This window comes from Longimicrobium sp. (assembly GCA_036389135.1).
In the GTDB taxonomy this organism is placed as follows: domain Bacteria; phylum Gemmatimonadota; class Gemmatimonadetes; order Longimicrobiales; family Longimicrobiaceae; genus Longimicrobium.
The window spans coordinates 216,329-242,570 of sequence record DASVQP010000019.1; the positions used below are offsets into that span (position 1 = coordinate 216,329).

Below are 26,242 nucleotides of genomic sequence, written 5' to 3' on the forward strand. Positions count from 1 at the left end.
ACGCACTCACGCACTTCCTCACCGTCCGGTAAACTCCGCCCGCCGCTTCTCCAGAAACGCCGTCATCCCCTCGCGCATGTCGGTGGTGGAGGCGAGGAGGCCGAAGAGGTTCGACTCCAGCGCCAGGCCGTCATCCACCGACATCTCCATGCCGCGGGTGGCGCATTCGATGGCGAGGCCCAGCGCGACGGGGCCGTTCTTGAGGATGCCCTTCATCATGGCGCGCGCGGCGTCCAGCAGCTCGGCGAGCGGTACGACCTTGTTGGCGAGGCCGATGCGGTAGGCCTCCTGGGCGTCCACCATCTCCGCGGTGAGCATCAGCTCCAGCGCGCGGCCCTTCCCCACGATGCGCGGCAGCCGCAGCGTGCCGCCGTAGCCGGGGATGATCCCCAGCTTCACTTCGGGAAGGCCGAACTTCGCGTTCTCCGACGCGACGCGGAGGTGGCAGGCCAGCGCCAGCTCGCACCCGCCGCCCAGCGCGAAGCCGTTGACCGCCGCGATCACCGGCTTGCGCGACAGCTCGATGGAGCGGAAGACGCGCTGCCCCAGCCGGCTCACCTCGATGCCGTCCACCGGGCCCATCTTCGCCAGCTCGGCGATGTCGGCGCCGGCCACGAACGCCTTCTCCCCCACGCCGGTCAGGATCACGCCGCCCACGTCGCCGCGCCCGGCGATCTCCTCCATCGCCTGCCCCAGCTCGCGGATGGTCTGCTCGTTGAGGGCGTTCAGCTTGTCTGGCCGGTTGACCGAGAGGGTGGCGATGCGGTCCTGGACTTCGAGCTTGACGTTGCTGTATTCGGCCATGGGACGGATGCGGGTGCGTGGGTTGCGGGTGCCGGTGCGGCGCGCGACAAGCTAGCGGCGCCGGCAGCGGCGAACAACGGCCTCACACGGTGGCTCGTGACCCTCAGTTTTTCGTGCGCCGGCCGTACAGCGCCATCAGCGGCGTGACCGAGATGCCGTGGGCGACGGCGGAGACGGCCACGGTGGCGAGGACCAGCTCGGCGAGCGGGCGGCTCAGCTCTTCGGGGAGGCCGTGCTGCATGGCGAAGGTGAGGTAGTACACGGAGCCGATCCCGCGGATGCCGAACCACGCGATCATCCCGCGCTGCAGGCCGGTGCTGCGCGACCCCAGCAGCCCCGCGTACACCGAGAGCGGGCGGATGACGAGGAAGAGAAGGGGGATGAACCAGAGCGCGACGGCCGGAAGGAAGTGCCAGGAGATCATCCCGCCCAGCAGGAGGACGACGGTGAACTCGCCGATGCGCTCGAGCTGCTCGGTGAAGCCAAGGGCGGCCTGCGCCATGTAGGCGGGCGCCGTTTCCTTGTCGGTCGCCATCTCCTCCACATCGGTGGAGTGCGCGGCGGCGGCGACGTCTTCCGGGGGAGCTTCGCCGCCCGATTCGCGGCGCTCGATGCGGCGCAGGGCGAGCCCCGCCGCGAAGACGGCGAGGAAGCCGTAGCCGTGCACCAGGAGCGCCACCCCGTAGGCGAGCGCGATGAGGCCGAGCGCCAGGAAATCGTCCAGCCCCACCGCCTCGCGGTGCACCCTGCGCAGGTGGAGGACGAGCCGCCCGACCAGGGTGCCCAGAACGGCGCCCACCACGAGCCCGGAAGCGACCGCCCACACCAGGTCCACCGCGACCCAGCGCCAGCCCATCTCCCCCATCTCGTGCAGACCCAGGAGCCCCAGCCCGAGCATCACGAAGGGGAAGGCGCTTCCGTCGTTGAGGCCGGCCTCGCCGGTGAGGCCGAAGCGCAGGCGGTCGCGGTCGGCGGCGTGCGTCACCTGCACGTCGGAGGCGAGCACGGGGTCGGTGGGGGCGAGGATGGCGCCCAGCAGGACCGCCGCTCCCACGGGCAGCCCCATCGCGAACACCCCCAGCAGCGTCACCAGCCCCACCGTCATGGTCATGGAGAGGGTGGCGAGCCGCACGGGAAGGATCCAGCGGCCGTCGTGCAGCGGCGTGCGCAGCTTGAGCCCGGCCGCGAAAAGCGACACGAGCACCGCGATCTCGGTGACGCGCTCCCACACGGCCGACTGCTCGTACACGTCGAGGCTCAAGAGCCCCGCGCCGTATGGCCCCAGCGCGAACCCCGCCGCCAGGTAGAGCATCGCGGTGGAGAGCGGCAGCCGCGCCAGCACCGATCGCGACAGCGCCATGGCGACCAGGAGGACGCCCACCACCAGAAACCAGATCGCCCCTTTCATCCCCTTCGCGGCTTGGGAAGCAGAAACACGAGCCGGGCGGCGGAGGCACGAAACAGGCCCACGGGAAAAGCCTCACACAGAGAGCACAGAGTGGACAGCGAAGGCACAGAGAACCTCCTTCTGGTTCTTCTCGCCTTGCCCTCTGTGTCTCTGTGTGAGGCTCGTTGTGCTTTCGATCAGGAGAGCGCCGCCGCGCCCAGCCCCGCCGCCTGGAGCGCTTCGCGGACGCGCTCGCGGTCCTTGCTCTTCAGCGGCTTGAGCGGCGCGCGCAGGGGGCCGCCGCGCATCCCCAGCAGCTCCAGTGCGGCCTTCATCCCGGGGACGCCCAGCTCGGCGACGACTGCGCGATGGAGAGGCGCGAGTCGCTCCTGCAGGCGGCCCGCGTCGCCCAGGCGGCCCTCGGCGAATGCGCGCGCGAGCTCGGCGCACTCGGCGGGGGCGAGAAGGGCGACGGCCAGGATGCCGCCCACGGCGCCGATTTCCAGCGCGGCGTAGAGGATGGCGCCGCTGCCGGCCAGCACCTGGCAACGCTTGCCGCACGCCTCCACCAGCGCGCCCAGCGTGCGCAGGTCGCCGTGCGAGTCCTTGATCCCCACGATGTTGGGATGCTTGGCCAGCTCGCCCACCAGGCCGGCGGGGAGCTCGGCGCCGCTGAAGCGGGGCGGCACCTGGTACAGGATCACCGGCACCGGCGACCCCTCCGCCACGGCCAGATAGTGGTCGCGCAGCGCCTCGGGAGTGAGGAGCGGGCGGTAGTAGCCGGGCGGCTGCACGAGCACCGCGTCGGCACCCTCGGCGGCGACGGCGCGGGTCATCCGCAGGGTGGCGCGGGTGGACTCGGCGCCGGTGCCGGCCAGGAGGAGGCGCCCAGCATCGAGCACGCCGCGCACGCCGGCGGTGAGCCGCGCGCGCTCGTCCTCGTCCAGCAGCGGCCCCTCGCCCGTGGAGCCAAAGAGCACGACGCCCGAGAGCGGCGCCTCCATCCACGCGCGGACGTTGGCGCGCAGCGACACCAGGTCGGCGTCGCCCGTAACGGGGTCGAAGGGAGTCGTGGCGGGCGCGAACACGCCGCCGAGGTCCAGTTTCATCGATCACATCCTCCTCTAAAACAGTAGCACCGGGGGCTGCAAACATAGCGGCCCGGTTGTTCCCCCACACCCCCCTGTCATTCTGGGAGAGCCACCCACCCGGGAGCCGACGGGGCGCTCCGGACTCCCGCGGCGACCGAAGGATCTAGCCGGCGAGGCTAGCGGACAGCGGGTGACGACGAGCCTCTCGGCACGCGCAGTAGATCCTTCGCTTCGCGCCAGAGTGCGGAGGAACGCGCAGGCCCGCGAAGCGCGTCGCTCAGGATGACAAGAAGAAGGGATGTGGTGACACACGCCCCCACGCCGGTTCCTTGCGCCTAACCTCGCGTCCGCCGCCAGCGGTTCCCCGTTCCCCCTCCCCGCCGTACATTCCCCGGCGCACCACAACCCGGAGAACCGTACGTGCACAAGACAGCCGCAATCGTTCTGCTCCTCGCCTCGGCGTGCGCGCCGGGCGGGCGCCGCGCCGCCGAGCCCGCGCCGCGCGACACCATCACCCGTCCCATCCTGCGCGCCGTGCCCACGACGCAGGGGTACCGGCGGGCGCTGCAGGCGGGGACGCGCACCGCGACGGGGCAGCCCGGCCCGCGCTACTGGCAGCAGGCGGTGTCGTACCGCATCGAGGCCGAGCTGGACCCGCGCAACGCCGAGCTGCGAGGCCGCGAGCGCATCGTGTACCGCAACCGCTCGCCCGAGGCGCTCACCTCGGTCGTCCTGAACCTGTACCAGAACATCTTCACCGAGACGGCGCGCCGGAACCGCACCATCGTCGCGGCCACCGGCGGGGTGACGCTGGGGCGCGTGGCGGTGGAAGGACGCGAGCTGCGCCCCGTCGCCACGGGGCAGATCGGCGTGGTGACGCCCGTGCGCACCCCGGCGGCCGGGTACGAGGTGGCGGGCACGCTGGCGCGGCTGACCCTTCCGCGCCCCGTTCCGACCGGCGACAGCACGGTGCTGGAGATCGAGTGGAGCCACCGCATCCCCCCGGCGGGGACGTTCCGCACGGCGTACGAGGACGCGCTCGGCGGGCGGGTGTTCAACGTGGCGCAGTGGTACCCGCAGGTCGCGACGTTCGACGACGTGGTCGGGTGGGACGCCACGCCGTACCTGGGCGACGGCGAGTTCTACCTGGAGTACGGCGACTTCGACGTGTCCATCACCCTCCCGGCCGGGCACCTGGTGGGCGCCACCGGCGTCCTGCAGAACCCCGGCGAGGTGCTGACCCCCGAGGCCGCCGCACGCCTGGCCCGCGCCGCCGCCACGGACAGCATCGTGCGCGTGGTGACCGAGGCGGAGCGCGCCGCGGGACGCGCCACACGCACCGGCAACCGCCTCACCTGGCGCTTCCGTGCGGAGAACGTGCGCGACTTCGCCTTCGCCGCGTCGGACCGCTACGTGTGGGACGCCGCCCGCACGTCCGCGGCGGGGCGGACGGTGCTCGTCCACTCGCTCTACCGTGCCGGCGCGCCCCACTGGGACGAGGCGGCGCGCTTCGGGCAGCACTCGATCGGCTTCTTCAGCGACCGGCTGGTGCCGTACGCCTACCCGCAGGCCACCATCGCGGAGGGGCCGATCGGCGGGATGGAGTACCCGATGCTGGTCTTCATCCCGCGGGCCCGCGAGCGCGCCGACCTGTACAGCGTCATCGCGCACGAGCTGGCGCACGAGTGGTTCCCCATGATGGTGGGCTCGGACGAGGCGTCGTTCGCGTGGATGGACGAGGGGCTGACGACGTTCCACGAAGACGAGGCGCGCGAGGCGTTCTTCCCCGGCACCCGCGCGCACGACGAGACGCGCGACGCGTACCTGCGCGTGGCGGGGCGCGACAACGAGGTGCCCCTGATGCGCCACACCGACCTCGTCTCGCCGTACGGCGCGCGGACGGTGGCGGCGTACAGCAAGCCGGGGACGATGCTGGTGGCGCTGCGCGGCGTCGTCGGCGCGGAGACCTTTGACCGCGTCATGCGCAGCTACGCCACGGAGTGGACGTTCAAGCACCCGTACCCGTGGGACTTCTTCAGCACATTCGAGCGCGTGGCCGGGCGCGATCTGGACTGGTTCTTCTATCCGTGGTGGTTCGAGACGGGGACGCTGGACTACGCCGTGGGCCCGGTGCGCGCCGTGGATGGCGGCGTGGAGGTGACGATCACGGACCTGGGCGACATCCCGGCCCCGGTGCGCGTGACCGCCACCGGCGAGGGCGGAGCATCGGCCAGTGTGGACATCCCGCTGGAGAGCTGGACGGGCGCGCGCACCCGCACCGCGACCTTTACCCTTCCGCTCGGCGGCGCGCCTATGCGCGTCGAGGTGGACCCGGCAGGCACCTTGCCGGACGTGAACCGCGCCAACAACGTGTGGCCCGCCGCGGCACCCTGAACATCAACGGACGGAACCCCTCAACCGATGCACACTTCGATGAAGACCAGGCTTACGCTCGCCCTCCTCTGCGCCCTTCCCCTGTGGGCCGCGTGCGGCGACAAGGCGGGCGGCGCGGCGGACAAGGGCACGGCCGCGGGCGGCGAGACCAAGGCGGCCACCGACACCGGCCGCGCCGCCGCCGCGCCCGGTGACGACCGCAGTACGGTGGGGAACGAGGCGATCCGCGCCAAGGCCCCGGCCGTCATCCGCGGGCTCTACATCAACGCGTACGCGGCCGGCTCGCGCACCCGGCTACCCAAGCTCCTCGCGATGGCGGATCAGACGGAGATCAACGCCTTCGTCATCGACGTCAAGGACGAGCTGGGGATCCGCTACCAGACGACGCTGGAGCTTCCCAAGCAGCTCGCGCAGCCCGGCGAAGTGGCGATCCGCAACCTTCCCGCGCTGATGGACACGCTGAAGGCGCACAAGATCTGGACGATCGCGCGCATCGTCGTCTTCAAGGACCCGATCCTCTCCAAGGCGAAGCCGGAGTGGTCCGTGCAGCGCCCGGGCGGCGGGCTGTGGGTGGACAAGGCGGGGAACACCTGGGTGAGCCCCTGGGAAGAGGCCGTGTGGGACTACAACCTGGACATCGCCGAAGAGGTGGCGCGCGCCGGCTTCAACGAGATCCAGTTCGACTACGTGCGCTTCGCGGAGCCGTACAGGAGCCTGCCGCCGCAGGTGCATCCCAGGGCTCGCGGCGCCCGCGCGGACGCCATCGCGGCGTTCCTCAACGAGGCCAAGCGCCGTCTGCATCCGCTGGGCGTCACCGTCACCGCGGACGTTTTCGGGCTGGTGCCCAACGAGGCGGGCGACGTGAACATCGGCCAGCAGTGGGAGACGGTGGCGGCCACGGCGGACCACATCCTTCCCATGATGTACCCGTCGCACTACTTCCCCACGCACCTGCCGGGGGTGCGCCGGCCGGACCACATGCCGTACGAGACCCTCTTCAAGAGCGCGGGGATGGCGCGGCTGCGCAACGACCGGCTGCAGGAGGCGGGGGTGCGGCCCGCGCGGGTGATCCCCTGGCTGCAGGCGTTCTCGGCCACCTGGCTGGGGCGCAACCACCAGCCGTACGGGCCCGAGCAGCTGCGCCAGCAGAAGCAGGGGGTCTACGACGTGGGCTTCGACGACTGGGTGCTCTGGAGCGCCGGCTCCAAGTACGAGGGGATCCTCGCCGGGCTGGAGCGCGGCGAGGCGCAGTCGCGCAGGAAGGCGCAGTACACCCCGCCCGCGGACGTGCTGCAGTGGGTGAACCGCTTCGAGCGCGAGGGTGTGCGCGCGGCCCGCGACAAGGCCGTGCAGCAGGCCCGCGGCGACGTGACGGACCCGGCCGCCGCGCAGGCTGCCCGCACCGGCCGCCGGGAGCCGGCCACCCCGCCCGCCCAGTCCTCGCCGGGCCAGACCGCCCCCGCCGAGGCCGCGCCGAAGCCGTAAGGGGGGCCCTCACGTTGCGGCGAGCGTCGAACCGGGCGGGTTCCCCCTCTCCCCGGCCCTCTCCCCCGCAAGCGGGGGAAAGGGTGCACTCCGCCCCTGCCACGGCGTTCGTGGTAGGGGCGCGATTTATCGCGCCCGCCCTTCGCCCTGCCTCGACTCTCGCCTTGCACCAAGATCCGGTAGGGGCAGACCTGCGTGTAACCTGCGTGTCTGCCCGCTCTTGCGCCCACCCGATCTCCCGCCCTTCACACCGCATCCTGGCAGGGGCAGCCCCGCGTGGCTGCCCGTGCCCTGCCCCCGCTCCGGCCCGTGAGGGCCGCGCGTGTCGATCCATCCCCCCCTCCTTCGTCGTACAGGTAGACCCGGGGCTGAACCCGGCCAACCCAGACCCTGCCCGGAGATACGAACGATGACATCCACGACGCTGGCGAGCGAGCGCACTCTGGCGGCGGGCACGCACACCCGAAAGGCTCCGGAAGTTCTGTTGTGGGGCGTGCAGCTGGTGCTCGCGCTGCTCTTCCTGTTCGCCGGCGTGATGAAGCTGATCACGCCGTTCGAGGTGCTGCAGGCGCAGTCGGCGAGCGTCTCCGTCCCGCTCCTGCGCTTCATCGGCGTCTGCGAGGTGCTGGGCGCGCTGGGCCTGGTGCTCCCCGGCCTCTTTCGCATCCGGCAGGTCCTGACCCCGCTCGCCGCCGCCGGGCTCGCGATCATCATGGCCGGCGCGGTGGTCCTCACCGCCCTCGACAACGTCGCGATGGCGGCGATCCCGCTGGTGGTGGGGGTGCTCACGGCCTACGTCGCCCACGCCCGCTGGCGGCGGCTGCCGCGCTGACACGCACAGGGTTACGCGGGGCAGCCGAGGAAAGAGCGGGGGCATGCGCGGGCGGACACGCAGGTCCGCCCCTACAAGGCCTGGATGCAGACGCGGGCGGCGGGGCGGGGGCAGGCACGGGCGGCCACGTGGGGCCGCCCCTACGGGATCTGTGCGGCGGGCATGGGTCGACGTGCGGGCGGGGGTGGGCGCGATGAATCGCGCCCCTACGGGATCCGTGCAGCCCGGAGGGATACATGCAAGCCGCCCCTCCCCCAGGTAGTTATTGGGGGAGGGGCCGCGAGGTGACGAGCGGGGGAGGGGGCCGGCCCTCAGTTGCCGGCCAGGTATCCGCCGCGGTCGGTGGCCTCGGCGACGCGGTCGTGAACGGCGCGGCGGAGGGCCTGCATGCGGTTGTTGTCTTCGCCGTCGTAGGTGCGGTTGGTGAGGAGCACCACCCAGGTGCCGCGCTCGGGATCGATCCAGAGCGAGGTGCCCGTGTAGCCGGTGTGGCCGAAGGCGATGGTGGAGATGCGCGTCCCCGCCGAGCCGCCGCCGCCCGGCGGGGGCGTGTCCCACCCCAGCGCCCGCGTGCTCGCGCCCGGCTGCCGCATGGCGAACTGCCTCACCGTGGAGGCGCGAAAGATCCGCACGCCGTGCAGCTCGCCGCCGTTCGCCAGCATCCCGGCGAAGCGCGCCAGGTCGTGCGCGGTGGAGAAGAGGCCCGCGTTCCCCGCGATCCCGCCCAGGCGCCGCGCGATGGGGTCGTGCACGCGCCCCTTGAAGCCGGTGCCCATGCGGCCGGAGGTGCCGGCGCAGCGCTGGCACCCGTCCGGGCCGAAGACGTACGAGGTGGAGGTCATCCCCAGCGGCTGGAAGACGCGCCGGTCGAGCAGGTGGTATAGCGGCTCCCCCGCCGCGCGCTCGGCGGCGGCGAAGAGCACGATGGGGCTCAGGTCCGAGTACTCCATCCGCCCGCCGGGGTAGGTCACCAGCGGGGTGCGCAGCACGTGCGCCAGCGCCTGCGCGCGCGACAGCCCGGAGGGCACGTCGGTGCCGGCGGGGAGCCCGGAGGTGTGGGTGAGGAGGTTGCGGACCGTCACGTACTCCTTCCCCCCGCCCGCGAACTCCGGCAGGTACGACGAGACGCGCTCGTCCAGCCCCATCTTGCCGTCCTCCACCAGCAACATCACCGCCGTCGTCGTTCCCACCACCTTGGTGAGGGAGGCGAGGTCGAACACCGTCTCGTCCGGGTCCACCGGGGCCGAGTCCCACCCGCGCCCCGTGTTGCCGAACCCTTCTTCCAGCACGATCTCGCCGCGGCGGCCGATGGCCAGCGCGGCGCCGGGGAAGGACCCGCGCTGCAGCTCGGAGTAGACGGCTTCCTCGGCGCGGATCAGGCCGATGGCGCTCATCCCGACGGACGACGGCGCGGCGAGCTCGTGGCGAGCAAGACCGGGATCGGTGCGGACGCGGAACGAATCCGGCTCGGATGCGAGCGGCCCCGGCGCGAGAATGCCGAGCGACGCCGCCAGGGAGAGGGCGGTAAGCATGGGGATGCTTGTGGCTGGGGGGTGAGACTGGCTGGGTTTGGGAGTGGGATATGCACTCTATACCTCCCGTCCAGCCTTGTCAACAATCGCGTGTTACGTGAGTAATGTTCGGAGTTGATTCGGTCTCCGATCCCTGCAACCACGCCGAAATCCAAGCCGTACAACACCTTGCAATCCGCGCCGTATCAATGTGGCGCTATTGCACTGCTTTCCCCTAACTCGATGTGCCGCAAGCGCATTGCCCGATTATCCGCGCGGTAGGGTGTCCGGATTAAGATTTTGCGGACCCCTGTCGCGTAGCAGTATGGCGGACCTAGGCGAAACTGCACGTCCTCAACCTCATATGATGCAACCCGCGGAGGTGTGGCGGAGTTCCAGTGCCCTTCTTTTCGTTCCCCTCTCCGTTACCTCTGTGTCTCTGTGTGAGACCCGCTGTCAGTCGCGTTCGAGCCCAATCTGGCGGAGACGCTTCTGGAGGCTCTGGCGGTGGATGCCCAGCGCCTGCGCCGTGCGCGAGACGTTGCCGCCGTGCCGCTCCAGCGCCGCCGCCAGGAAGCCGCGCTCCCATGCGTCCATGGCGCGGGCGCGGGCATCGGCCCAGGAGAGGTCCGCGAGGGCGGCGTCCACCGGGCCCAGCGGCGCGCGCGTGTCCAGGCCGGGAGGAAGGTCGGCGGGCTCGATCGTTTCCCCCTCGGCCAGCACGACGGCGCGCTCGATAGCGTTCCGGAGCTCGCGGACGTTGCCAGGCCAGTCGTGCGCCAGCAAGATGCGGCGGGCGGCCTCGGAGAGGGCGCGGGTGGGGCGGGCGTGGCGCTCCGCGAAGAAGGCCAGGAAGTGCGCCGCGATGGCCGGGATGTCCTCCCGCCGCTCGCGCAGCGGCGGAAGGTGCAGCCCGATCACGCTCAACCGGTACAGCAGGTCCTCGCGAAACGTGCCCTCCGCCGCCATCCGCTGCAGCGGACGGTTGGTTGCGGCCACCACGCGCACGTCCACCACCACCGGCTTCGTGCCGCCCACGGGGGTCACCTGCCGCTCCTCCAGCGCGCGGAGGAGCTTGGCCTGCGCGGGAGCGGCCAGGTCGCCCACCTCGTCCAGGAAGAGCGTTCCGCCGCTCGCCGCCTCGAACAGCCCCACGCGGTCACGGTCGGCGCCGGTGAAGGCGCCGCGCAGGTGGCCAAAGAGCTCGCTCTCGATCAGCTCGCCGGGAAGGGCGGAGCAGTTGATGGCCACGAACGCCGCGCCGCTGCGCCGGCTCTCCGCGTGCAGGGCGCGCGCGACCACCTCCTTTCCCGTTCCGCTCTCGCCGGTGATGAGGACGGTGGCGTCGGTGGGGGCGGCGCGGCGCACCACGCTCTGCACCTGGCGCAGGGCGGGCGAGTCGCCGATCAGCCCGCGAAAGGCGCCGCCCAGCTCCTCGCGCAGCCGCACGTTCTCCGCGCGCAGGGCCAGGAGCTCGCGGGCGCGCCGGGCGATGGCGCGGATCTCCTCGTTGTCGAAAGGCTTGGGGACGTAGCCGTACGCCCCCTCGCGCAGTGCCCGCACCGCCAGCCGCTCGTCGCCGTGCGCCGTCATCAGCACGAAGAGGGTGCCGGGGTGCCGCGAGCGCACCTCCTCCAGCAATTCCAGCCCACTCATGGCGGGCATCGAGAGGTCGGAGATCACCAGGTCCGCCGGCGCGTCCTCCAGCGCGGCGAGGGCGGCGGGGGCGTGCTCGGCCTCGCGCACGTCGTGCCCCTCCTCCTCCAGCAGCTCCGACAGCGAAAAGCGGATCGAGCGCTCGTCGTCCACCACCAGGATCTTCATCGCGCCGCCTGTGGAGATGGAATGCGGATGGAGAACTCCGCGCCGCCGCCGGGTGCGCCGCCCACCCGCGCCTCCCACCCCAGCTCGCGCGCCAGGCGGCGGACGACGGCCAGCCCCAGCCCCGTTCCCCCGCCCTCGCTGCGAAAGGGCTCCCAGATCCGCTCGCGCTCCGCGGGGGGGACGCCGGGACCGGTGTCGCTCACCACCACCTCCAGGTCGCCCTGCGCGGGGCGGGCGGCGAGATGCACCCTGCCCCCGGCGGGGGTGTGGCGGATGGCGTTGAGGAGGAGGTTGAGGATGGCCTGCGCGAGCGCCTCCCGCGGCGCCGCGGCCACGCTGCCCCCCGCGTCCACATTGACGGTGACGCCGCCCTTGCGCGCGTGCGCCTCCACCAGCAGCAGGAGGTCTTCGAAGAGGGGCGCGAGCGGCGTCCGGGCACCGGGCTCGGGGCGGATCGTGGCGCGCCGCGCGAAGCCCAGCAGGTTGGCCACGATCCGCTCCACGCGCTCCGCCTCCTCCAGGATCACGGCGGCGTAGCGCCGTCGCTTGGCGTCGTCCACGTCGTCCTCGGCGAGGCGCTGGGCCAGTGAGCGCATGCCGGTGAGCGGGTTGCGCACCTCGTGCGCCACCGACGCGGAGAGCTCCCCCAGCACCGCCAGCCGCTCCTGCTCGGTGGCGGCGGCGGCCAACTCGCCGGTCCTCGACGCGCGCACCTCGATGTCGTAGAAGCGCAGCCGCGACACCCCCACGAAGATCAGGAGCTGGATCCACACCATCGCCAGCGGCAGGGCGTAGACGGAGTGCGAGCCCTCGGTGAAGTAGCCGCCGATCAGCCCCAGCGGGAGCACCGCCACCATCCCCGCCACCACCCCCTGGCTCAGCCGGCGCTCCCCGGGTCCTTTGATCTGCCGCCTCCTCAGCCCGAAGCGCACCATCGGCACGGTGCCCCCAATCCAGCCCACGAGCTGCCAGACGTCCAGGATCACCCCGCCGTCGCGCCGCACGGCCATCGGGAGGAGGGCGAGGCCGGCGCACACCGCCAGGAGCGCCTGCCAGTCCGGCCGTTCCATCCCCTCCGCCAGCGCGAAGGCCAGGAAAAACGCGGGGAGCATGTGGATGATGCCGAAGAAGAGCGGTCCGCGCGCGCCGCCGGTGGCGAACGTCCAGCCCTGCACGGCCAGCCACGACATCAGCCCCGCCTGGAAGAGGGCGTACCAGCGCACCCCGCGGCTGCGGGGGTTGAAGAGGAGGAGCGTCGCCGTGCTGAAGAAGACCACTCCGCAGGCAAAGAACGCGACCGCGACGGCAAGGGAGCTCATCGGCTGGAATCCCGCTCAGAAGTTGACGCTGCCGCCGAGGACGGCCGTGCGCTGCCCAAAGAAGTTGGGGATCGTGGTGCGCCGGTCCGCCGCGTCGTCGTAGCTGTAGCCCGCGATGTTGGCGCGGCCCGCGGTGTTCAGCATCTCCAGGTACGTCACCACCATCCGCCCGCGCACCGTCCAGAAGCGGGTGAGGCGGGTGTCGAGGCGCAGGTAGTGCGGCAGCCGGTCGCCGTTCGGCTCGCCCGGTGCGCCGGCCGAGCGCGGAGTGAAGGGGCGCCCGCTGGCGAAGCGCAGCGTGTTGCCCAGCTGCAGCTCGCCGGGAAGCCGCACGGTGGCCACGCCGGTGAAGGAGTGCGTCACGTCCACCGCCGAGGGTACCACCCGCCCGTCCTCCAGCTCCAGCCGCCCGCGCAGGAGCGAGTACGTCACCCACCCGTTCACCCGCGCCTGCCGGCTCCAGCGCACGATCGCGTCCAGACCCGTGGCGCGGCCCGCGGCCACCTGCGGCCCGTCGCCGGCTTCGGCGTAGCGGCCGTACGACTTGGTGTACGCCTCTACCTTGAGCGACGGCTCGCCGGAACGCTCCGCGCCCACCACCAGGTGCCGCGCCCGCGTGGGGACGCCCGCCGGGGAGCCCGCGTCCGGGAGGGCGAAGCGCGTCCGCCAGCGCCCCTGGTGGAACTCGCCGCCCGCCGCGCGCAGCGTCCAGTCCCCCGCGCGGAAGGCGAGCGCCAGCCGCGGGTCCGCCGTCCACTCCGTCTCGCCGGGAAGGCGGTCGGCGCGGATGCCGGCCACCACCGCGAGCCGTCCCGACGCCGCCCACTCGTACTCCGCGTAGCCGCCCACGTGCGATGCGTCATCGGTGGTCGCCTCCAGCGCCTGCGAGGGCGAGCCGGGGGCGAGCTGGTCGGTGGTGGGGGTGACGCCGGTCTGGCGGGCGTCCATCCCCGCGGCCTCGGCGCCGGCGCGAAGGCGGCCGCCGCCCAGCATCCACTCCGTGTCCACGCGCGCGGCGACCCCGCGGTCGGTGCGCTCGCGGTCCAGCACCCCGAAGTCGAAGCCGGTGGTGCGCTCCGTGGCGCTCAGGTTGGCCCGCACCGCCACCCGCCCGTCGCGCGACACCCCGCGCCCGGAGAGCGTCGCCAGCGTCGTGCCGCCGCGCGAGCCGAACGCCCCGCTGTAGCCGTACGCGCGCACGTTGCGGGCGGACTGGTCGGTGTCCACCAGGCCGGTGGCCTTGAGCTGCCACCCCGGGCGCGGCGCCCACACCGCGCCGCCGATCCCTTCCAGCGCGCGCGGCGCCGTGTCAAACTCGCCGCCGCGGCCGTGCATCGCCAGCATCATCGACGCCTCGGTGACGCGCGCGGCGCCCCACACCCCCGCCCGCTTCCCGGCGGGGAGCTGGAGCATCGCCCCCGCGCCCACCGTGTTGGCCGAGAGCACGCCCGCGCGGGTGGAGGGCCGGCCGAGCGTTTCCACGTCCAGCACGCCGGAGAGGGCGTTGCCGTAGCGCGCGCCGAAGCCGCCGCTGGAAAAGGTGGCGGAGCCCAGCACCGCCGGGTCCAGCACGCCGAACGCGCCGCCATGGAGCGACTCGTAGCGCCCCGCGTACACCAGCCGCGCCCCGTCCACCCAGACGGGAGCCTCGGCGGGGTCGCCGCCGCGCACGTACAGGTCGGCCCCCTCGGCGGCGCGGGTGGTGCCCGGCCCCGTCTGGATCGCCTGCATCAGGTCCGCGGTGCCGCCCGGGGTCATCAGCACGTCCATCCGCTTCAGCGAGGTGCCGCTGCGCGCATCGTCCATCCGGTTTGCGCTGGCCTGCACCGTGAGCCCCTCCAGCAGCACCGCCTGCTTCGGCGCGGGTGCCGCCGGTGCGGCGATGGCGGCTGCCGCCGGAGCCGTGGCGGCCGAATCGGGGGCATCCGCGCGGCGCTCGTGGCGCTGGATCAGCTCGGCGAAGCGCGCCTCCCCCGGAAAGAGCGCCGCTCCGCGACGCCAGATCGCCAGCGCGTCGGCCGTGCGGCTCTTGCGGACGTACAGCTCGCCGAGGCGCAGGTAGGGCTGCGCGTAGATGCCGGGGGTGTTCCGCGTCCCCTGCTGCGCCACCAGCTGCTCAAACTCGCGCACCGCGTCGTCCGTGCGGCCCAGGAAGGTGGGGAGGTGAAAGTAGTTCAGGGCGAGCACGTAGCGCCCCGTCCAGTGGGTGCTGTCGATGGCGAGTGCCGCCTTCAGCAGCTCGATCGATTGCCCGGAGAGCCTTGCCTTGCTCATGAAGTCCGCGAACCCGATGCGGCACTCGCCGATCACCCGCGCGAGCCCCACCCGCGGCTCCGCGCTCTGGGGCTCGGCGGCCAAGCGGGCGCGGTAGAGGCGCTCGGCGCGGTCCGCTGCCGTGGAGGCTGCGGCCTCGTTCCTGGCCCCCGCCGCGCGCGAGCACTCGGTGAGGGCGCTGTCCGCCGCGGTGGGGACGGGGGCCTGGGCGGTGGCCGTACCGTTCATCGCAAGTAGGGCCGCTCCGGCCAAAAGCACGATCTTGTTTCGCATGGTCGCCTCGATGTTGTTCGGTTGCACTCTGTCCTGCTCGTGCCTACCGACAAGGCAACCAGCGGTCCGGCTTGGCCGGATTCGCAAACCTCACTCCACCAACGATTTACGTGAATACAACCACCGCGCCGGGTGCCGCATCCGTGCTGCGGTGCAGCCGCGCGGCTGCACTCTGGCGGCGTCCGGCTGGCTCGGAACGTGAAGCAGAGGGGGGGATCAGCTTCGTCCACCCGCACGCGCGCACCGATGCCACGCACCCGCACCCTCGCACACGTAGCCGCGCTCCTCGCCCCCCTGGCCCTGGCCTCGTGCGCGGGGAGCATCGGAGTCGAAGAGGAGGCGCAGCTCGGCGCGCAGTACGCGGCGGAGATCCGCGGGCAGGTGAGGCTCATCCAGGACCCGGTCGCGGTGGAGGCGCTCAACCGCATGGGGCAGGGGTTGGCCTCGCGCGCGGACTCCACCGGGCGGCGCTACACCTTTTACCTGGTCGACTCGCCCGAGGTGAACGCCTTCGCCATCCCCGGCGGCCACGTGTTCGTGAACCGCGGCCTCATCGAGCACGCGGACCTGGTGTCGGAGATGGCGGGGGTGCTTGGGCACGAGATCGCGCACGTGACCGAGCGGCACGGGCTGGAGCAGCTGGAGAAGCAGCAGCGCGCCAACATCCTGGTGCGGCTGGTCTACTGGGTGCTGGACCGGGAGCCGGGGATGGTGGAGCAGGTGGTGATCCAGGGGGGCGGCGCGGCGGTCTTCGCCAAGTACGGCCGCGACGCCGAGCGCGAGGCGGACGAGCGCGCCGTGGTGACGCTGGCCAACGCCGGCTACGATCCGGACGGGATCGCCACCTTTTTCGAGGAGCTGCTGCGCGAGCAGCGGGAGCAGCCGACCTCGTTCGACCAGTGGTTCGCGTCGCACCCCACAAGCACGGAGCGGGTGCGCAACACCCGCGCGATAATCGGGACGCTGGGGCCGCTGGATCGCGACCGGATGATCCGCGACACGCCGGAGTACCAGCGTTTCCGCGCCCGCGTGCAGGCCCTGCCGAGCCGTGCACCAGCCGCGCGACGCGGGGGATGAGCGGCGCAACGAGCACCGGGGGCTGAAGCCCCCGGCTGGAACCACGGGAAGACCGCTGAAGCGGTCTCGGGTGGCGCGGGTTCCCGTGCATTTCCAGGGCACGGGCGCAATAAATCACGCCATGGGATTGGTGCGGAAGGGGGGTGGAGTGGTGCCGAACACGGGCGCGATGAATCGCGCCCCTACCGCTGCCCGCGTCCTTCGCCCCCTCTCTCGATAACAGAGGGCGCAGCCCTCTCCTGTTATCGGGAGCGGGGGCAGGCGAGTGTAACGAGCCGGGGGTGAGGGCCCCCGCCAGCAACCCGGAGTACATGCCACGCATCCGCCCCGCCGCGTCCATCCTGGCGATCGTCGCCGCGGCCGCCGCGCACCCCGTCGAAGCGCAGATGAGTCCCAACCCGATGCAACCCGGCGTCTCGCTGGAGCTGGCGCGGGAGCGCGCGGCTACGATCTCCGGCGTGCGCTACGCGCTGGTGCTGGACGTCACCCGCCGCGACTCGGCGCGCGGCAGCGTGGAGGCGGAGTTCCAGCGCAGCGGGACGGGCGACCTGGTGCTCGACTTCCGCGGTCCGTCGCTCCACGCCGTGCGCGCGAACGGGGCCGCGGTGACGGACTACCAGTGGGCGCAGGGCCACGTTCGCATCCCCGCGCGCCATCTGCGCGAAGGGTCCAACCGGGTGTCCGCGGAGTTCACCACGCGCATCGCGGCGGCGGGGGCGCCCATCATCCGCGCCGACGATCCCAAGGACGCCACGACGTACCTCTACACCCTCCTGGTGCCGGCGGACGCCAACGCCCTCTTCCCCTGCTTCGACCAGCCGGACCTCAAGGCCCGTGTACGCATGCGGATCACGGCGCCGGCTTCGTGGAAGGTGCTCACCAACGGGGCGCTGGAGGGACGCGACTCCCTGAGCACGGCGGTGACCTGGCGCTTCGGCGAGACGCAGCCGATCTCCACCTACCTCATCGCCTTCGCGGCCGGGCCGTGGGCGACGTGGGAGTCGGAGGGGCTCACGCTGTACGCTCGCGCATCCCGACGCGCGGAGGTGGAGGCGGACTCGCTGATCGGCGCGAACCGCCGCGCGGCGGCGTGGCTGGCGGGGTACTTCGGCGTCCCGTTCCCCTTCGCCAAAATGGATGCGCTCCTGGCCCCCGCCTTCCCCTTCGGCGGCATGGAGCACGTGGGGGCCATCTTCTACAACGAGACGCAGTTCGTCTTTCGCGAGCCGCCCACCCTTTCGCAGCGGCTGGGGCGCGAGCAGACCATCTACCACGAAGTCGCGCACCAGTGGTTCGGCGATCTGGTGACGATGCGGTGGTTCGACGACCTCTGGCTCAAGGAGGGGTTCGCCACCTACATGGCGGCGCGGATGCAGGCGGAGCTGGCGCCCGAGAGCGGCGCCTGGAAGACCTTTTACCTCCGCAACAAGCCCACCGCCTACGCCACCGACGCAACCTCCGGCACCACGCCGGTGTGGCAGGAGCTGGCGAACCTGGACCTGGCGAAGAGCAACTACGGCCCCATCGTCTACAACAAGGCGCCGTCGATCCTGAAGCAGCTCAACTTCCTGGTGGGCGACACGGCGTTCCGCGCGGGGGTGCACACCTTCCTCACCCGCCACGCCTACTCCAACGCCACCTGGCGTGACCTGCTGACGGCGGTCGAGGAAGCGTCCGGCACGTCGCTGAAGCAGTTCGGCGAGCAGTACATCCTGCGCGCCGGAATGCCCATCGTGGAGACGCAGATGGAGGCGGATTCGGATAAGATCCGCGCGCTCCGCTTGGTGCAGCGCCCGGCGCGCGACCTCCCGGGCGATCCGGGCGGATGGTGGCCTGGGCGGGTTCGCGTGCGGCTGGCGTACCACGACCGCGACGACGTCGTCCTTCCCGTCACCTTTGAGGGGGCGACGACCGTGGTGGAGGGCGCCGCCGGGCTCCCGCTCCCCGACTACGTGTGGAGCAACGACGGCGACTACGGCTACGGCCTCTTCCTGCTGGACGACCGCAGCGCCGAGCGCGTGGCGGCGAACGTGGGCGCCACCCGCGACGACCTCCTGCGCGCGCAGCTCTGGGGCGCGCTGTGGGACCGCGTGCGCGAGGGCCGCATGCCCGCCGCGCGCTTCGTGGAGACCGCCATCCGCGAGCTCCCCCGCGAGCGCGACGAGCAGATCGCGGACGCCGTGCTCGGCCGCGCCTCCACCGCGCTCACCCTCTACCTGCGTCCGGAAGACGCGGCGCGAGTGGCGCCCGCATGGGAGCGCCTCCTCGCCGCCCGCGCGGACGACGCGGCCCTGCCGTACGGGATGCGGAAGGCGTCGCTGGACGCGCTGGTCGGCACCGTGCGCACCGAGGCCGGCCGCGCGCTGCTGCGCGAGTACCTGGCGGAGCGCAAGCAGTTCGATGGAAAGCCCGTGCAGCAGCCCACGCGCTGGTCCATCGTGGGCGCCCTCGCCGCGCTGGGCGAGCCGAACCCCGCCGCGCTGATCGCCGCCGAGGCGGCGCGCGACACCGGGGCCGAGGGGCCGCGCCGCGCCTTCGTGGCCGGCGCCGCCATCCCCACCGCCGCCGCGCGCACGGAGTACTTCCGGCGCTACCTGGACGATCCGCAGCTCAACGAGGAGTGGGCCACGGCGTCGCTGGGCGCCTTCAACGACCCCGCGCGCCCCGAGCTGTCCCTCCCGCACCTGCGCCCCTCGCTCGACCGGCTGGAGTGGATCCGCGAGAACCGGCGGATCTTCTTCCTCCCGCGCTGGGTGAACGCCTTCATCGGCGGTCAGACGACGCCGGAAGCGCTGGCCGTGGTGGACTGCTTCCTGGCCGAGAACCCGCGGCTCCCCATGGACATCCGCCGCAAGGTGCTCCAGGCGCGCGACGAGCTGGAGCGGACCGTCCGCATCCGCGCCGCGCCCTGAACGTCACCATTGCGTGGAGCAGCCCCGCAGCAGCACGTTGAGCACGATGGTGAGCACCACCGAGAGCACGATGCTCGCCAGGCAGCCTGTGGATCGGAACCGAACGGCCATGCGCCTCCTCGCGATGAATGGAGCGGGAGCGCATGGCACCCTCCGTGCCGCCCCCGTGTGCACGGGCGCGCATCCGAAGCGTTCTCCACCACGGTGCCCCGCGCGTCCGCCGAACTCGTCATCGAAGGAAAACGCATGATCCGCCTTGCCGCTCTCGCCACCCTCGCACTCCTCTCGGCGTGCGCGCCCGAAACTCCCCAGCGCACCTTTGGTCCGCAGCCCACCCTGCGGCCCGGCCTGGGCGTGCTGGTGAACTCCACGCGCGGCCGCTGCACCTGGGTGCTCACCCGCGGCGAGCGGAAGCGCGTCTGCTTCCCGCGCAGGCGCCCTGAGCCGCGCGACAGCACCGGCACCGACACCACCAGCGCGCCGGCTCCGGCGACCTGGTAGGAAACAACAGCCTCACACAGAGACACGGAGGGAACTGCAAGAACGGCAGAAGGGTTTCTCTGCGTCTTGCGGTTCCCTCCCTGTTCTCCGTGTGACGGTTTTTCTCTTCCGTCAGTTCCGCCCCAGCATCCCCAGCACGAAGCTCAGCCCCTGATCGAACGCCGGGAGAAACTTGCACCCGAGCGCCTGCAGGTCGCTGACGAGCGGGGGACTGTTGAAGTCCTCGAAGTTCCGGTTGAGAAAGCAGCTCTGCGAAGGGCGGGTCTCGCTCAGGTGACTCCAGACCGAGGCATAGATCAGCGCATCTGGCGGGGTGAGCCGAAACTGGTCCTCTACCGCAACGGCGACCGGCAGGACGCGCTCATCGAAGGGGATCAACTCGGCCACCGCGGCGATGCGACTCCTCGCATTCTTCCAGCGCTGGAACTCGTCCTCGCCGTTCTCGACGAGCAACTGGTGCAGCACCTCTTTCGCCGCGCTCACCGGTGTCGCGAGCGACGCTGTCCGGCCGAGCTCCCGAAGTGCCGCGTCCACCGGGATCTTGACCGACCTATGCTCCGCCTTCCGGCGGAAGAGCGCACCAAAGGGTTCGATCATCGAGAACGTGGGAAGGAGGAGACGGATGCGTCCTTCACTGCACAGCTCCAGGAGCGCCTCGCACGCGGTGTGCTGCTCCTGGAGCAGTGCCAGCTCGAGCACGAAGTTCGACTCGACGTAGACGTTCATGCCGCCTCCTTGCACTCCATCTTCCCCCCACGGACAGCTTCTATCAAGCCCATCCCGTCGAAGCCGTTCTCCAGAGCGATCTCGGCCGCCTTGCTCCCTGGATCGCCAAGATCCGATAGCCAGAACTCGACGATCATCTTGAACGTCAACGGGTTCACGGTCTCGAGCCGTACCCGTGTACCATTGACGTACGGAGCGAGGTGGGGCCGGGCGGGGATCGCCGCGTCCGGGAGGCGAACGACGGGCTCCACGTCCGAGTCTTTCCAGAGGTACACGGTGTCCGGCGTGACGATCAGAAAGTACTCCAGCGGCGGAATACCCCCGCGCACGAGCAGGTTGCGGCGGAACTCGGCTGCCCATTGCGCCGAAGTGTTGAACTGGCCGTTTGCCTGAACCGCCGCCACGAGCCTGCGGTCGGGCCGGAACAGGATGAAGTCGGTGTAGAGCATGGTCGCGTCTCCGGGTGGATGTCGGCTACGCGGGCCGCTGACTGCATTCCGCACTCCACCGCGACGGTTCTGAGCGTATCCGGCCGGTTGTGAGCGGAAGCGCCACAAAACGGGACATCAGCCCACATCGTGTTGCTCATACATCGCGGTCCGCTATATCGTCACACAATGCATCGATGCAAGATGTATCGTTGGATGATATCTCGCTGTGAGGGGCGAGTATGGCGGCTGAAGCCGCCGGTTTCGAAGCCAGTCCGCAAGGCGGACTTCCCGCGGTCGCTGCAGCGGTTTCAACCACCGGCCAGCCCAGCCATCAAACGCGCCGCCAGCTCCGGCGGGTCGGACTGGCGGATGGTGACCGCGGGGGTGCCGTGCCAGGCCGCGCACTCCCGCAGCGCGCCGGCCACGTCGGCTACGAAGCGGTCGGTCGCGCGCACCCCGGGCTCCAGGTAGAGCGCCCGCACCTCGAAGACGCCGTCGCGGCGGTGGGCCTTTGCGTCGAGGCGGCCCACGAGCGCGCCGCGGCGCAGGATGGGAAGCACGAAGTACCCCCAGCGGCGCTTGGGCGCGGGGGTGTAGCACTCCAGGCGGTAGTCGAAGCCGAACAGCTCCGCGGCGCGCGCGCGGTCCCACACCAGCGGGTCGAAGGGGGAGAGGAGGGTGGTGAGGGTGGGGCGGATCTCCCCCGCCGCGGCGCGGAGGGCCAGGTCGTGGCGATCCGGGTGGACGTAGCCCGGCTCCTTCCACCCTTCCACCCGCACGCGCAGCAGGGCGCCCTCGTCGGCCAGGCGCGCGGGGATGGGCGGGGTGGCGCGCTTGGAGGTCCGGAAGTAGTCGGCGACCCACTTCGCCTTCGCCACGCCCAGCGCGCGCACGGCCTTCAGCGCCAGCTCGCGCGCCACCGCTTCGCGCGAGGGGAGCTGGTCGTCGCTCCACGACGGGAGCACGCGCTCGCGCACGTCGTACACGCGGTGGAAGTTGTCGCGCCGGGCGATCATCAGCTCGCCGGCGGTGAAGAGGCTTTCCAGCATCCGCTTTTCGGGCTTCCACTCCCACCACCCGCCGCCCTTGCCGTCGCGCCGCTCGAAGTCGGCCGAGCGGACGGGGCCGCGCTCGCGCACGGTGGCAAGCAGGCGGTCGACGGCATCGCGGTTCCCGCGGATGAACCCGGCGCGGTACTTCCACCCCATCGCCGCGGGATCGAGCATGCGGTGGCGAAAGAGCGCGAAGTCCTCCACGGGGATGAAGCACGCCTCGTGGCCCCAGTACTCGAACAGACCCCCCTCGGCCAGCAGCTCGTCCAGCCAGCGCGGGTCGTACGCGCCCAGCCGGCTCCACAGCACCAGGTACGGGCTGCGCGCCACCACCGAGATGGTGTCGATCTGCAGCACCCCCATGCGCCGGATCGCCGCCAGCACGTCCGCCTTGCCGGCCCTGCGCCGCGCCCTTCGGTCCAGCCCCTGCGCGGCCACCATCAGCGCCCGCGCCGCATTCTGCGTCAGCTCCATCCCGTTCCCCAGCGCCGGTGAAACGCCGCGGCGCGCGCGGCCGCGGGGGACGAATAGCGCGTTCCACGGGGTTCGGAAAGGTGGTCCCCCGTTCATTGCAGCGCCCAAGGTGGCGGCGTAGCTTCAGCCGGTGCGCCACTCCCTGCCGCCCCAGCCCCCGCCCGCCATGGAAGCCACCGCGCCGCCCGTGCGCCTGCGCATCCGCAATGCGCTGGGATGGCCGCTGCTGGCGCTGGTGGCGCTCCTGGCGGGCGCCGAGGGCGCCAGGGGGATCCATGCCGGCGTTCCGTGGAGCGAGGGCGCCCAGGCGCTGTGGTACCTGGGATGGGGATTCTGGATCACCCGCCTCGCCCGGCGCCAGGGCGGGGGGCTCCGCCGCTTCCTTCGCCGCCCGCGCGAGCGCCGCGCGTGGGCGCACGTCGCGATGGCGATCCCCCTCCTCGTGCTCTCGGTGGGGCTGATCTGGCTGCAGCTGGTGGCGGTGTCGTGGGCGGTGCCGGAGCGTTTGGGCGGGTGGATGGCCGACGACCCCCTGCAGCCCGCCGCCATCCCGCTGGCCGGCGTGCTGGAGGTGCTGACCGGTGTGGCGCTCGCGCCGGTGGTGGAGGAGCTCGCGTTCCGCGGCGTCCTGCTGCGCGACTGGTCGCGCCGCTGGGGGCGCACGGCGGCGGTGCTGGCGACCTCCGCGCTCTTTGCGGTGCTGCACCCCGCCGACCTGCTGGGGTCGTTCGCCTTCGGGGTGGTGCTGGCCACCATCCGCTTCCGCACGCGCACCCTGATCGTGCCGGTGGCGTGCCATGCGCTGTACAACGCCCTCGGCGCCCTCATCGGCGCCGGCGACTCCGACGCGGGGCCGGTGGACGCCGCCGCGTTTTCCCTGGACGAGCTGCGCGGGATGTGGTGGATCGGCGCCGTGGCCGTGGCCGCCGCGCTGCCGGTGGTGATCGTGTTCCTGCGGCGGGGGAGGGGCGGCGGGGGGAACCCCGGCGAGTGAACTCGCTGCAACAAAAGCACAAAGTCCGCCTGCGCGGACTCGGGGTCCAATGCCGGGTTGCACGAGCCGGCTTCAGCCGCCTTCCCGTGGTTCCAGCCGGGGGCTTCAGCCCCCGGCGACCAGCCACCGGACCGTCCCTGCCGTTCCGAACCGGTCCCGCCCACCCAACTCCACCTCCCCTACTCGTGCCGCAGCGCCGCCACGGGGTCCAGCCGCGCCGCGCGGTTGGCGGGGACGACGCCGAAGACGAGCCCGCAGCCGGCGCACACGGTGAGCCCCGCGATCACCGACCAGAGCGGCACGGCGGCGGGCACCGGCGTGAAGCGCGCCAGCAGCAGCGCGCCGCCCCCCGCAAGCACGATCCCCGCCGCGCCCCCCACCACCGTCACCGTCACCGTCTCCACCAGGAACTGCCAGAGGATGGCGCGGCGGGTGGCGCCCAGCGCCTTGCGCACCCCGATCTCGCGGGTGCGCTCGGTCACCGAGATCATCATGATCGCCACCACCCCCACCCCGCCCACCATCAGCCCGATGGAGGAGAGGAGGAGCATCACCACGAAGAACATCCGCGTGGTGTCGTCGAACATCTCCTGCACCCCCTCCTGCTCGGTGAGGGTGAAGGTGCTGCGGTCCATGGGGCGCAGCCCGCGCGACGCGCGCAGCGAGGCGGTCACGTCGTTCATGGCGCGCGCCCGGCGCACCCCCGCGGCGGGAACTACCGTCATCTCCATCCACCCCTGGTCCGCCTCCAGGTGCTTGACCGCGGCGGTGTACGGGGCAGTCAGCCACTGGTCCGTCTCGTCCGCGAAGGCGTTGCCGCGCTCGCGGTAGACGCCCACCACGCGAAAGGGGACCCCCGCCAGCCACACCGCGTCGGACGCGGGCACGGCGCGGCCGAACACCTCCAGCGCCAGCGCCTCGGAGAGCACCACCACGCGCGCGGAGCGCTCCACCTCGGAAGGGAGGAAGTTGCGCCCCCACACGAACGTCCCCGCGCGGTACTCCGCCCACTGCGCGCCGGTCCCCTCCACGTCCAGCCCCGTCACCGTGGTGCGCCCCACGCGCAGGCTGGCGGTGGCGGATACGGAGGGGATGGCGGTCTGCACCGACGGGAGCGCGGCGATCTGCTGCACCTCGCGCATCGTCAGCGGCGAAGTGCCGGCCCAGGGAGAGCGCCCCTCGCCCATCGAGGCCAGGCTCACCTCGGCCATGTCGAAGCGCTCGACGACGAAGTTGTCCGGGCCGATGGACACCAGGTCCTCCGTCACCACGCCGCGCACGCCGGTGATGACCGAGGCCACGGCCATCACCGTCCCCACGCCGATCACCATGCCGGCGGTGGTGAGCAGCGCACGCACCTTGTTGCCGCGCAGCGCGTCGAAGGCGATCTGCACTCCGTGGAGCGCGGCGGAAAATCCCATGGCGACGTTCATTCGTGCCCCAGCGCGACGACGGGGTCCAGGCGGGCGGCGCGGCTGGCCGGGTACACCCCCGCCACCACCCCCACGCCGATCCCCAGAAAGAGCCCCAGCGCCACCGACCACGGCGCCACCTGCGCGGGGAGCGGCGAGAAGAAGCTGACCAGCGCGGCCAGCGCGAACCCCGCTCCCACCCCCAGCAGCCCGCCCATGCCGGAGAGCGTGGCGGACTCCACCAGGAACTGGAAGAGGATGTCCTGGCTGCGGGCGCCCAGCGCCTTGCGCAGCCCGATCTCGTAGGTGCGCTCGGAAACGGTCACCAGCATGATGTTGAGGATCACCATGGCGCCCACCACCAGCGAGATGCCGATCAGCCCGGGCACCGCCACCATCATCACCCGCGCCACCTTTCCCCACGCCTTCAGGGCGCGCTCGGAGGTGGTGACGGCGAACTCGTCGGGATCGGCGGGGCGCAGCCGCTTGCGCACGCGCATCCACCCCTCCACCTCGGCCAGAGCGGGGCGCAGGTGCTTGCCGTCCGCCACCTTGAAGGCGATCACGTCCACCACGCCGCGCTGGTTGAGCACGCCGTCGAGCGGCGAGCGCGCGGGTACGGTGGCGGTCTTGTCCATCGAAAAGGTGAAGAGCTTCCCCTGCTTCTCCAGCACGCCCACCACGCGATAGGGGGAGCCGCGCAGGATCACCCGCCGGCCCACCGCGCGCCCGGGCGGAAAGAGGCGGTCCGCCACATCGCGGCCGATCACCGCCACTGCCAGCCCGCGCTCCGCCTCGCGCTCGGAGAAGGGGCGCCCCTCGGCCACCTTCAGCCCCTGCACGGCGAAGTGGCTGGGCGTGGTGCCGGTGATGCGCACCTTTTCCAGCTTCCTTCCGGTGGTGCTGGCCGCCGCGCCCGAGCCCGACCACCCGGCCGACAGCGTCCCCGGCGTGCGCATGCGCGCCTCCAGCCACGCCGCGTCGTCCAGCGTGAGCGGGGCGCTGCGGCTGCGGCTGCGCATCTCGCCGGCGCTGGCCACCAGGTCGCGGTCCGGGGCGCGGCGCACGGAGACCGTGTTGTAGCCGTAGAAGCGGCCGATCACGTTGCTCTCCACGTAGCCGCTCATCCCCTGCAGCAGGGTGATGACCGCCACCATGAACGACACCCCGGCCAGCGTTCCGAACACCGTAAAGAACGCGCGCATCGGGTAGTTGCGGATGGTGTCCCACGCTCCTCGGAAGCCTTCGACGACGTGCATGCGCTACACCCCCGCCAGCACGAGCTCGTCCACGTCCACCCGCGCCTGCCTGCGGTCGCTGGCGATGACGCCGTCCCTGAGCATCACCACCCGGTCCGCGTGCGCCGCGATGTCCGGCTCGTGCGTCACCATGATGATGGTCTGCCCCTCCGCGTGCAGCCGGTGGAAGAGCGCCATGATCTCCTCCGAGGTGCGCGAGTCCAGGTTCCC

At 71.9% G+C, this 26,242-nt stretch carries 20 protein-coding genes; 7 read left to right on the plus strand and 13 right to left on the minus strand.

Annotation, left to right across the window (positions count from 1 at the left end; translation table 11 throughout):
• Window positions 1-18 precede the first annotated feature (18 nt).
• From VF584_04455 to VF584_04465, 3 genes are all read right to left on the minus strand, one after another.
• Window positions 19-804, minus strand: coding sequence for an enoyl-CoA hydratase-related protein (locus VF584_04455; GenBank protein HEX8209420.1), 786 nt, complete (start codon window positions 802-804; stop codon window positions 19-21).
• Window positions 805-907: 103 nt separating this feature from the next.
• Entirely contained in the window at window positions 908-2,212 is a 1,305-nt protein-coding gene (locus tag VF584_04460) for a cation:proton antiporter (protein ID HEX8209421.1), read from the minus strand.
• A 176-nt stretch (window positions 2,213-2,388) separates the two neighbouring features.
• Window positions 2,389-3,300, minus strand: coding sequence for a dihydrodipicolinate synthase family protein (locus VF584_04465; protein ID HEX8209422.1), 912 nt, complete (start codon window positions 3,298-3,300; stop codon window positions 2,389-2,391).
• A gap of 402 nt (window positions 3,301-3,702) precedes the next feature.
• On the opposite strand from VF584_04465, the gene VF584_04470 reads away from it, so the two are divergent.
• The 3 genes from VF584_04470 to VF584_04480 all read left to right on the plus strand — a co-directional run bounded on the left by VF584_04470 (window position 3,703) and on the right by VF584_04480 (window position 7,993).
• Window positions 3,703-5,676: a M1 family metallopeptidase gene (locus VF584_04470; GenBank protein ID HEX8209423.1), complete on the plus strand. Its 1,974-nt coding sequence runs from the start codon at window positions 3,703-3,705 to the stop codon at window positions 5,674-5,676.
• A 39-nt stretch (window positions 5,677-5,715) separates the two neighbouring features.
• Window positions 5,716-7,161 (plus strand): putative glycoside hydrolase, encoded by a 1,446-nt coding sequence (locus VF584_04475; GenBank protein ID HEX8209424.1) that lies wholly within the window; start codon window positions 5,716-5,718, stop codon window positions 7,159-7,161.
• A 409-nt stretch (window positions 7,162-7,570) separates the two neighbouring features.
• Window positions 7,571-7,993 carry a DoxX family protein gene (locus VF584_04480; GenBank protein HEX8209425.1) on the plus strand — a complete coding sequence of 141 codons (423 nt, stop codon included), beginning with the start codon at window positions 7,571-7,573 and terminating at the stop codon, window positions 7,991-7,993.
• A gap of 311 nt (window positions 7,994-8,304) precedes the next feature.
• On the opposite strand, the gene VF584_04485 is transcribed toward VF584_04480, so the two are convergent.
• From VF584_04485 to VF584_04500, 4 genes are all read right to left on the minus strand, one after another.
• A complete protein-coding gene (locus tag VF584_04485) occupies window positions 8,305-9,525 on the minus strand; it encodes a serine hydrolase domain-containing protein (protein HEX8209426.1) in 1,221 nt (406 codons plus the stop codon).
• Between the two features lie 435 nt (window positions 9,526-9,960).
• Complete coding sequence (locus VF584_04490; protein HEX8209427.1) at window positions 9,961-11,328, minus strand: sigma-54 dependent transcriptional regulator; 1,368 nt, start codon at window positions 11,326-11,328, stop codon at window positions 9,961-9,963.
• On the minus strand, window positions 11,325-12,647 hold the full coding sequence (locus VF584_04495; protein HEX8209428.1) for a HAMP domain-containing sensor histidine kinase: 1,323 nt from the start codon (window positions 12,645-12,647) through the stop codon (window positions 11,325-11,327). The genes VF584_04490 and VF584_04495 overlap by 4 nt, the downstream gene beginning before the upstream one ends.
• A 15-nt stretch (window positions 12,648-12,662) precedes the next feature.
• Window positions 12,663-15,194, minus strand: a complete 2,532-nt coding sequence (locus VF584_04500; GenBank protein ID HEX8209429.1) for a hypothetical protein — start codon at window positions 15,192-15,194, stop codon at window positions 12,663-12,665.
• 246 nt (window positions 15,195-15,440) lie between these two features.
• Here VF584_04500 and VF584_04505 point away from each other — a divergent pair, with 246 nt between their 5' ends.
• The 3 genes from VF584_04505 to VF584_04515 all read left to right on the plus strand — a co-directional run bounded on the left by VF584_04505 (window position 15,441) and on the right by VF584_04515 (window position 19,684).
• A complete protein-coding gene (locus VF584_04505; GenBank protein HEX8209430.1) occupies window positions 15,441-16,271 on the plus strand; it encodes a M48 family metallopeptidase in 831 nt (276 codons plus the stop codon).
• Between the two features lie 311 nt (window positions 16,272-16,582).
• Window positions 16,583-19,183 carry a M1 family aminopeptidase gene (locus tag VF584_04510; GenBank protein ID HEX8209431.1) on the plus strand — a complete coding sequence of 867 codons (2,601 nt, stop codon included), beginning with the start codon at window positions 16,583-16,585 and terminating at the stop codon, window positions 19,181-19,183.
• A gap of 246 nt (window positions 19,184-19,429) precedes the next feature.
• Window positions 19,430-19,684 carry a hypothetical protein gene (locus VF584_04515; protein ID HEX8209432.1) on the plus strand — a complete coding sequence of 85 codons (255 nt, stop codon included), beginning with the start codon at window positions 19,430-19,432 and terminating at the stop codon, window positions 19,682-19,684.
• A gap of 111 nt (window positions 19,685-19,795) precedes the next feature.
• Here the strand turns inward: VF584_04515 and VF584_04520 are convergent, their stop codons facing one another.
• The 3 genes from VF584_04520 to VF584_04530 all read right to left on the minus strand — a co-directional run bounded on the left by VF584_04520 (window position 19,796) and on the right by VF584_04530 (window position 22,367).
• Window positions 19,796-20,410, minus strand: coding sequence for a hypothetical protein (locus tag VF584_04520; GenBank protein ID HEX8209433.1), 615 nt, complete (start codon window positions 20,408-20,410; stop codon window positions 19,796-19,798).
• Window positions 20,407-20,859, minus strand: a complete 453-nt coding sequence (locus tag VF584_04525; GenBank protein HEX8209434.1) for a hypothetical protein — start codon at window positions 20,857-20,859, stop codon at window positions 20,407-20,409. The genes VF584_04520 and VF584_04525 overlap by 4 nt, the downstream gene beginning before the upstream one ends.
• Before the next feature lie 290 nt (window positions 20,860-21,149).
• On the minus strand, window positions 21,150-22,367 hold the full coding sequence (locus VF584_04530) for a crosslink repair DNA glycosylase YcaQ family protein (protein ID HEX8209435.1): 1,218 nt from the start codon (window positions 22,365-22,367) through the stop codon (window positions 21,150-21,152).
• A gap of 166 nt (window positions 22,368-22,533) precedes the next feature.
• On the opposite strand from VF584_04530, the gene VF584_04535 reads away from it, so the two are divergent.
• Window positions 22,534-23,361, plus strand: a complete 828-nt coding sequence (locus tag VF584_04535; GenBank protein HEX8209436.1) for a CPBP family intramembrane glutamic endopeptidase — start codon at window positions 22,534-22,536, stop codon at window positions 23,359-23,361.
• Window positions 23,362-23,540: 179 nt separating this feature from the next.
• On the opposite strand, the gene VF584_04540 is transcribed toward VF584_04535, so the two are convergent.
• The 3 genes from VF584_04540 to VF584_04550 all read right to left on the minus strand — a co-directional run.
• On the minus strand, window positions 23,541-24,794 hold the full coding sequence (locus VF584_04540; protein HEX8209437.1) for an ABC transporter permease: 1,254 nt from the start codon (window positions 24,792-24,794) through the stop codon (window positions 23,541-23,543).
• Window positions 24,791-26,032 (minus strand): ABC transporter permease, encoded by a 1,242-nt coding sequence (locus VF584_04545; protein ID HEX8209438.1) that lies wholly within the window; start codon window positions 26,030-26,032, stop codon window positions 24,791-24,793. The genes VF584_04540 and VF584_04545 overlap by 4 nt, the downstream gene beginning before the upstream one ends.
• A 3-nt stretch (window positions 26,033-26,035) precedes the next feature.
• Window positions 26,036-26,242 (minus strand): hypothetical protein (locus VF584_04550; protein HEX8209439.1); only part of this gene is annotated, 207 nt, incomplete at its 5' end.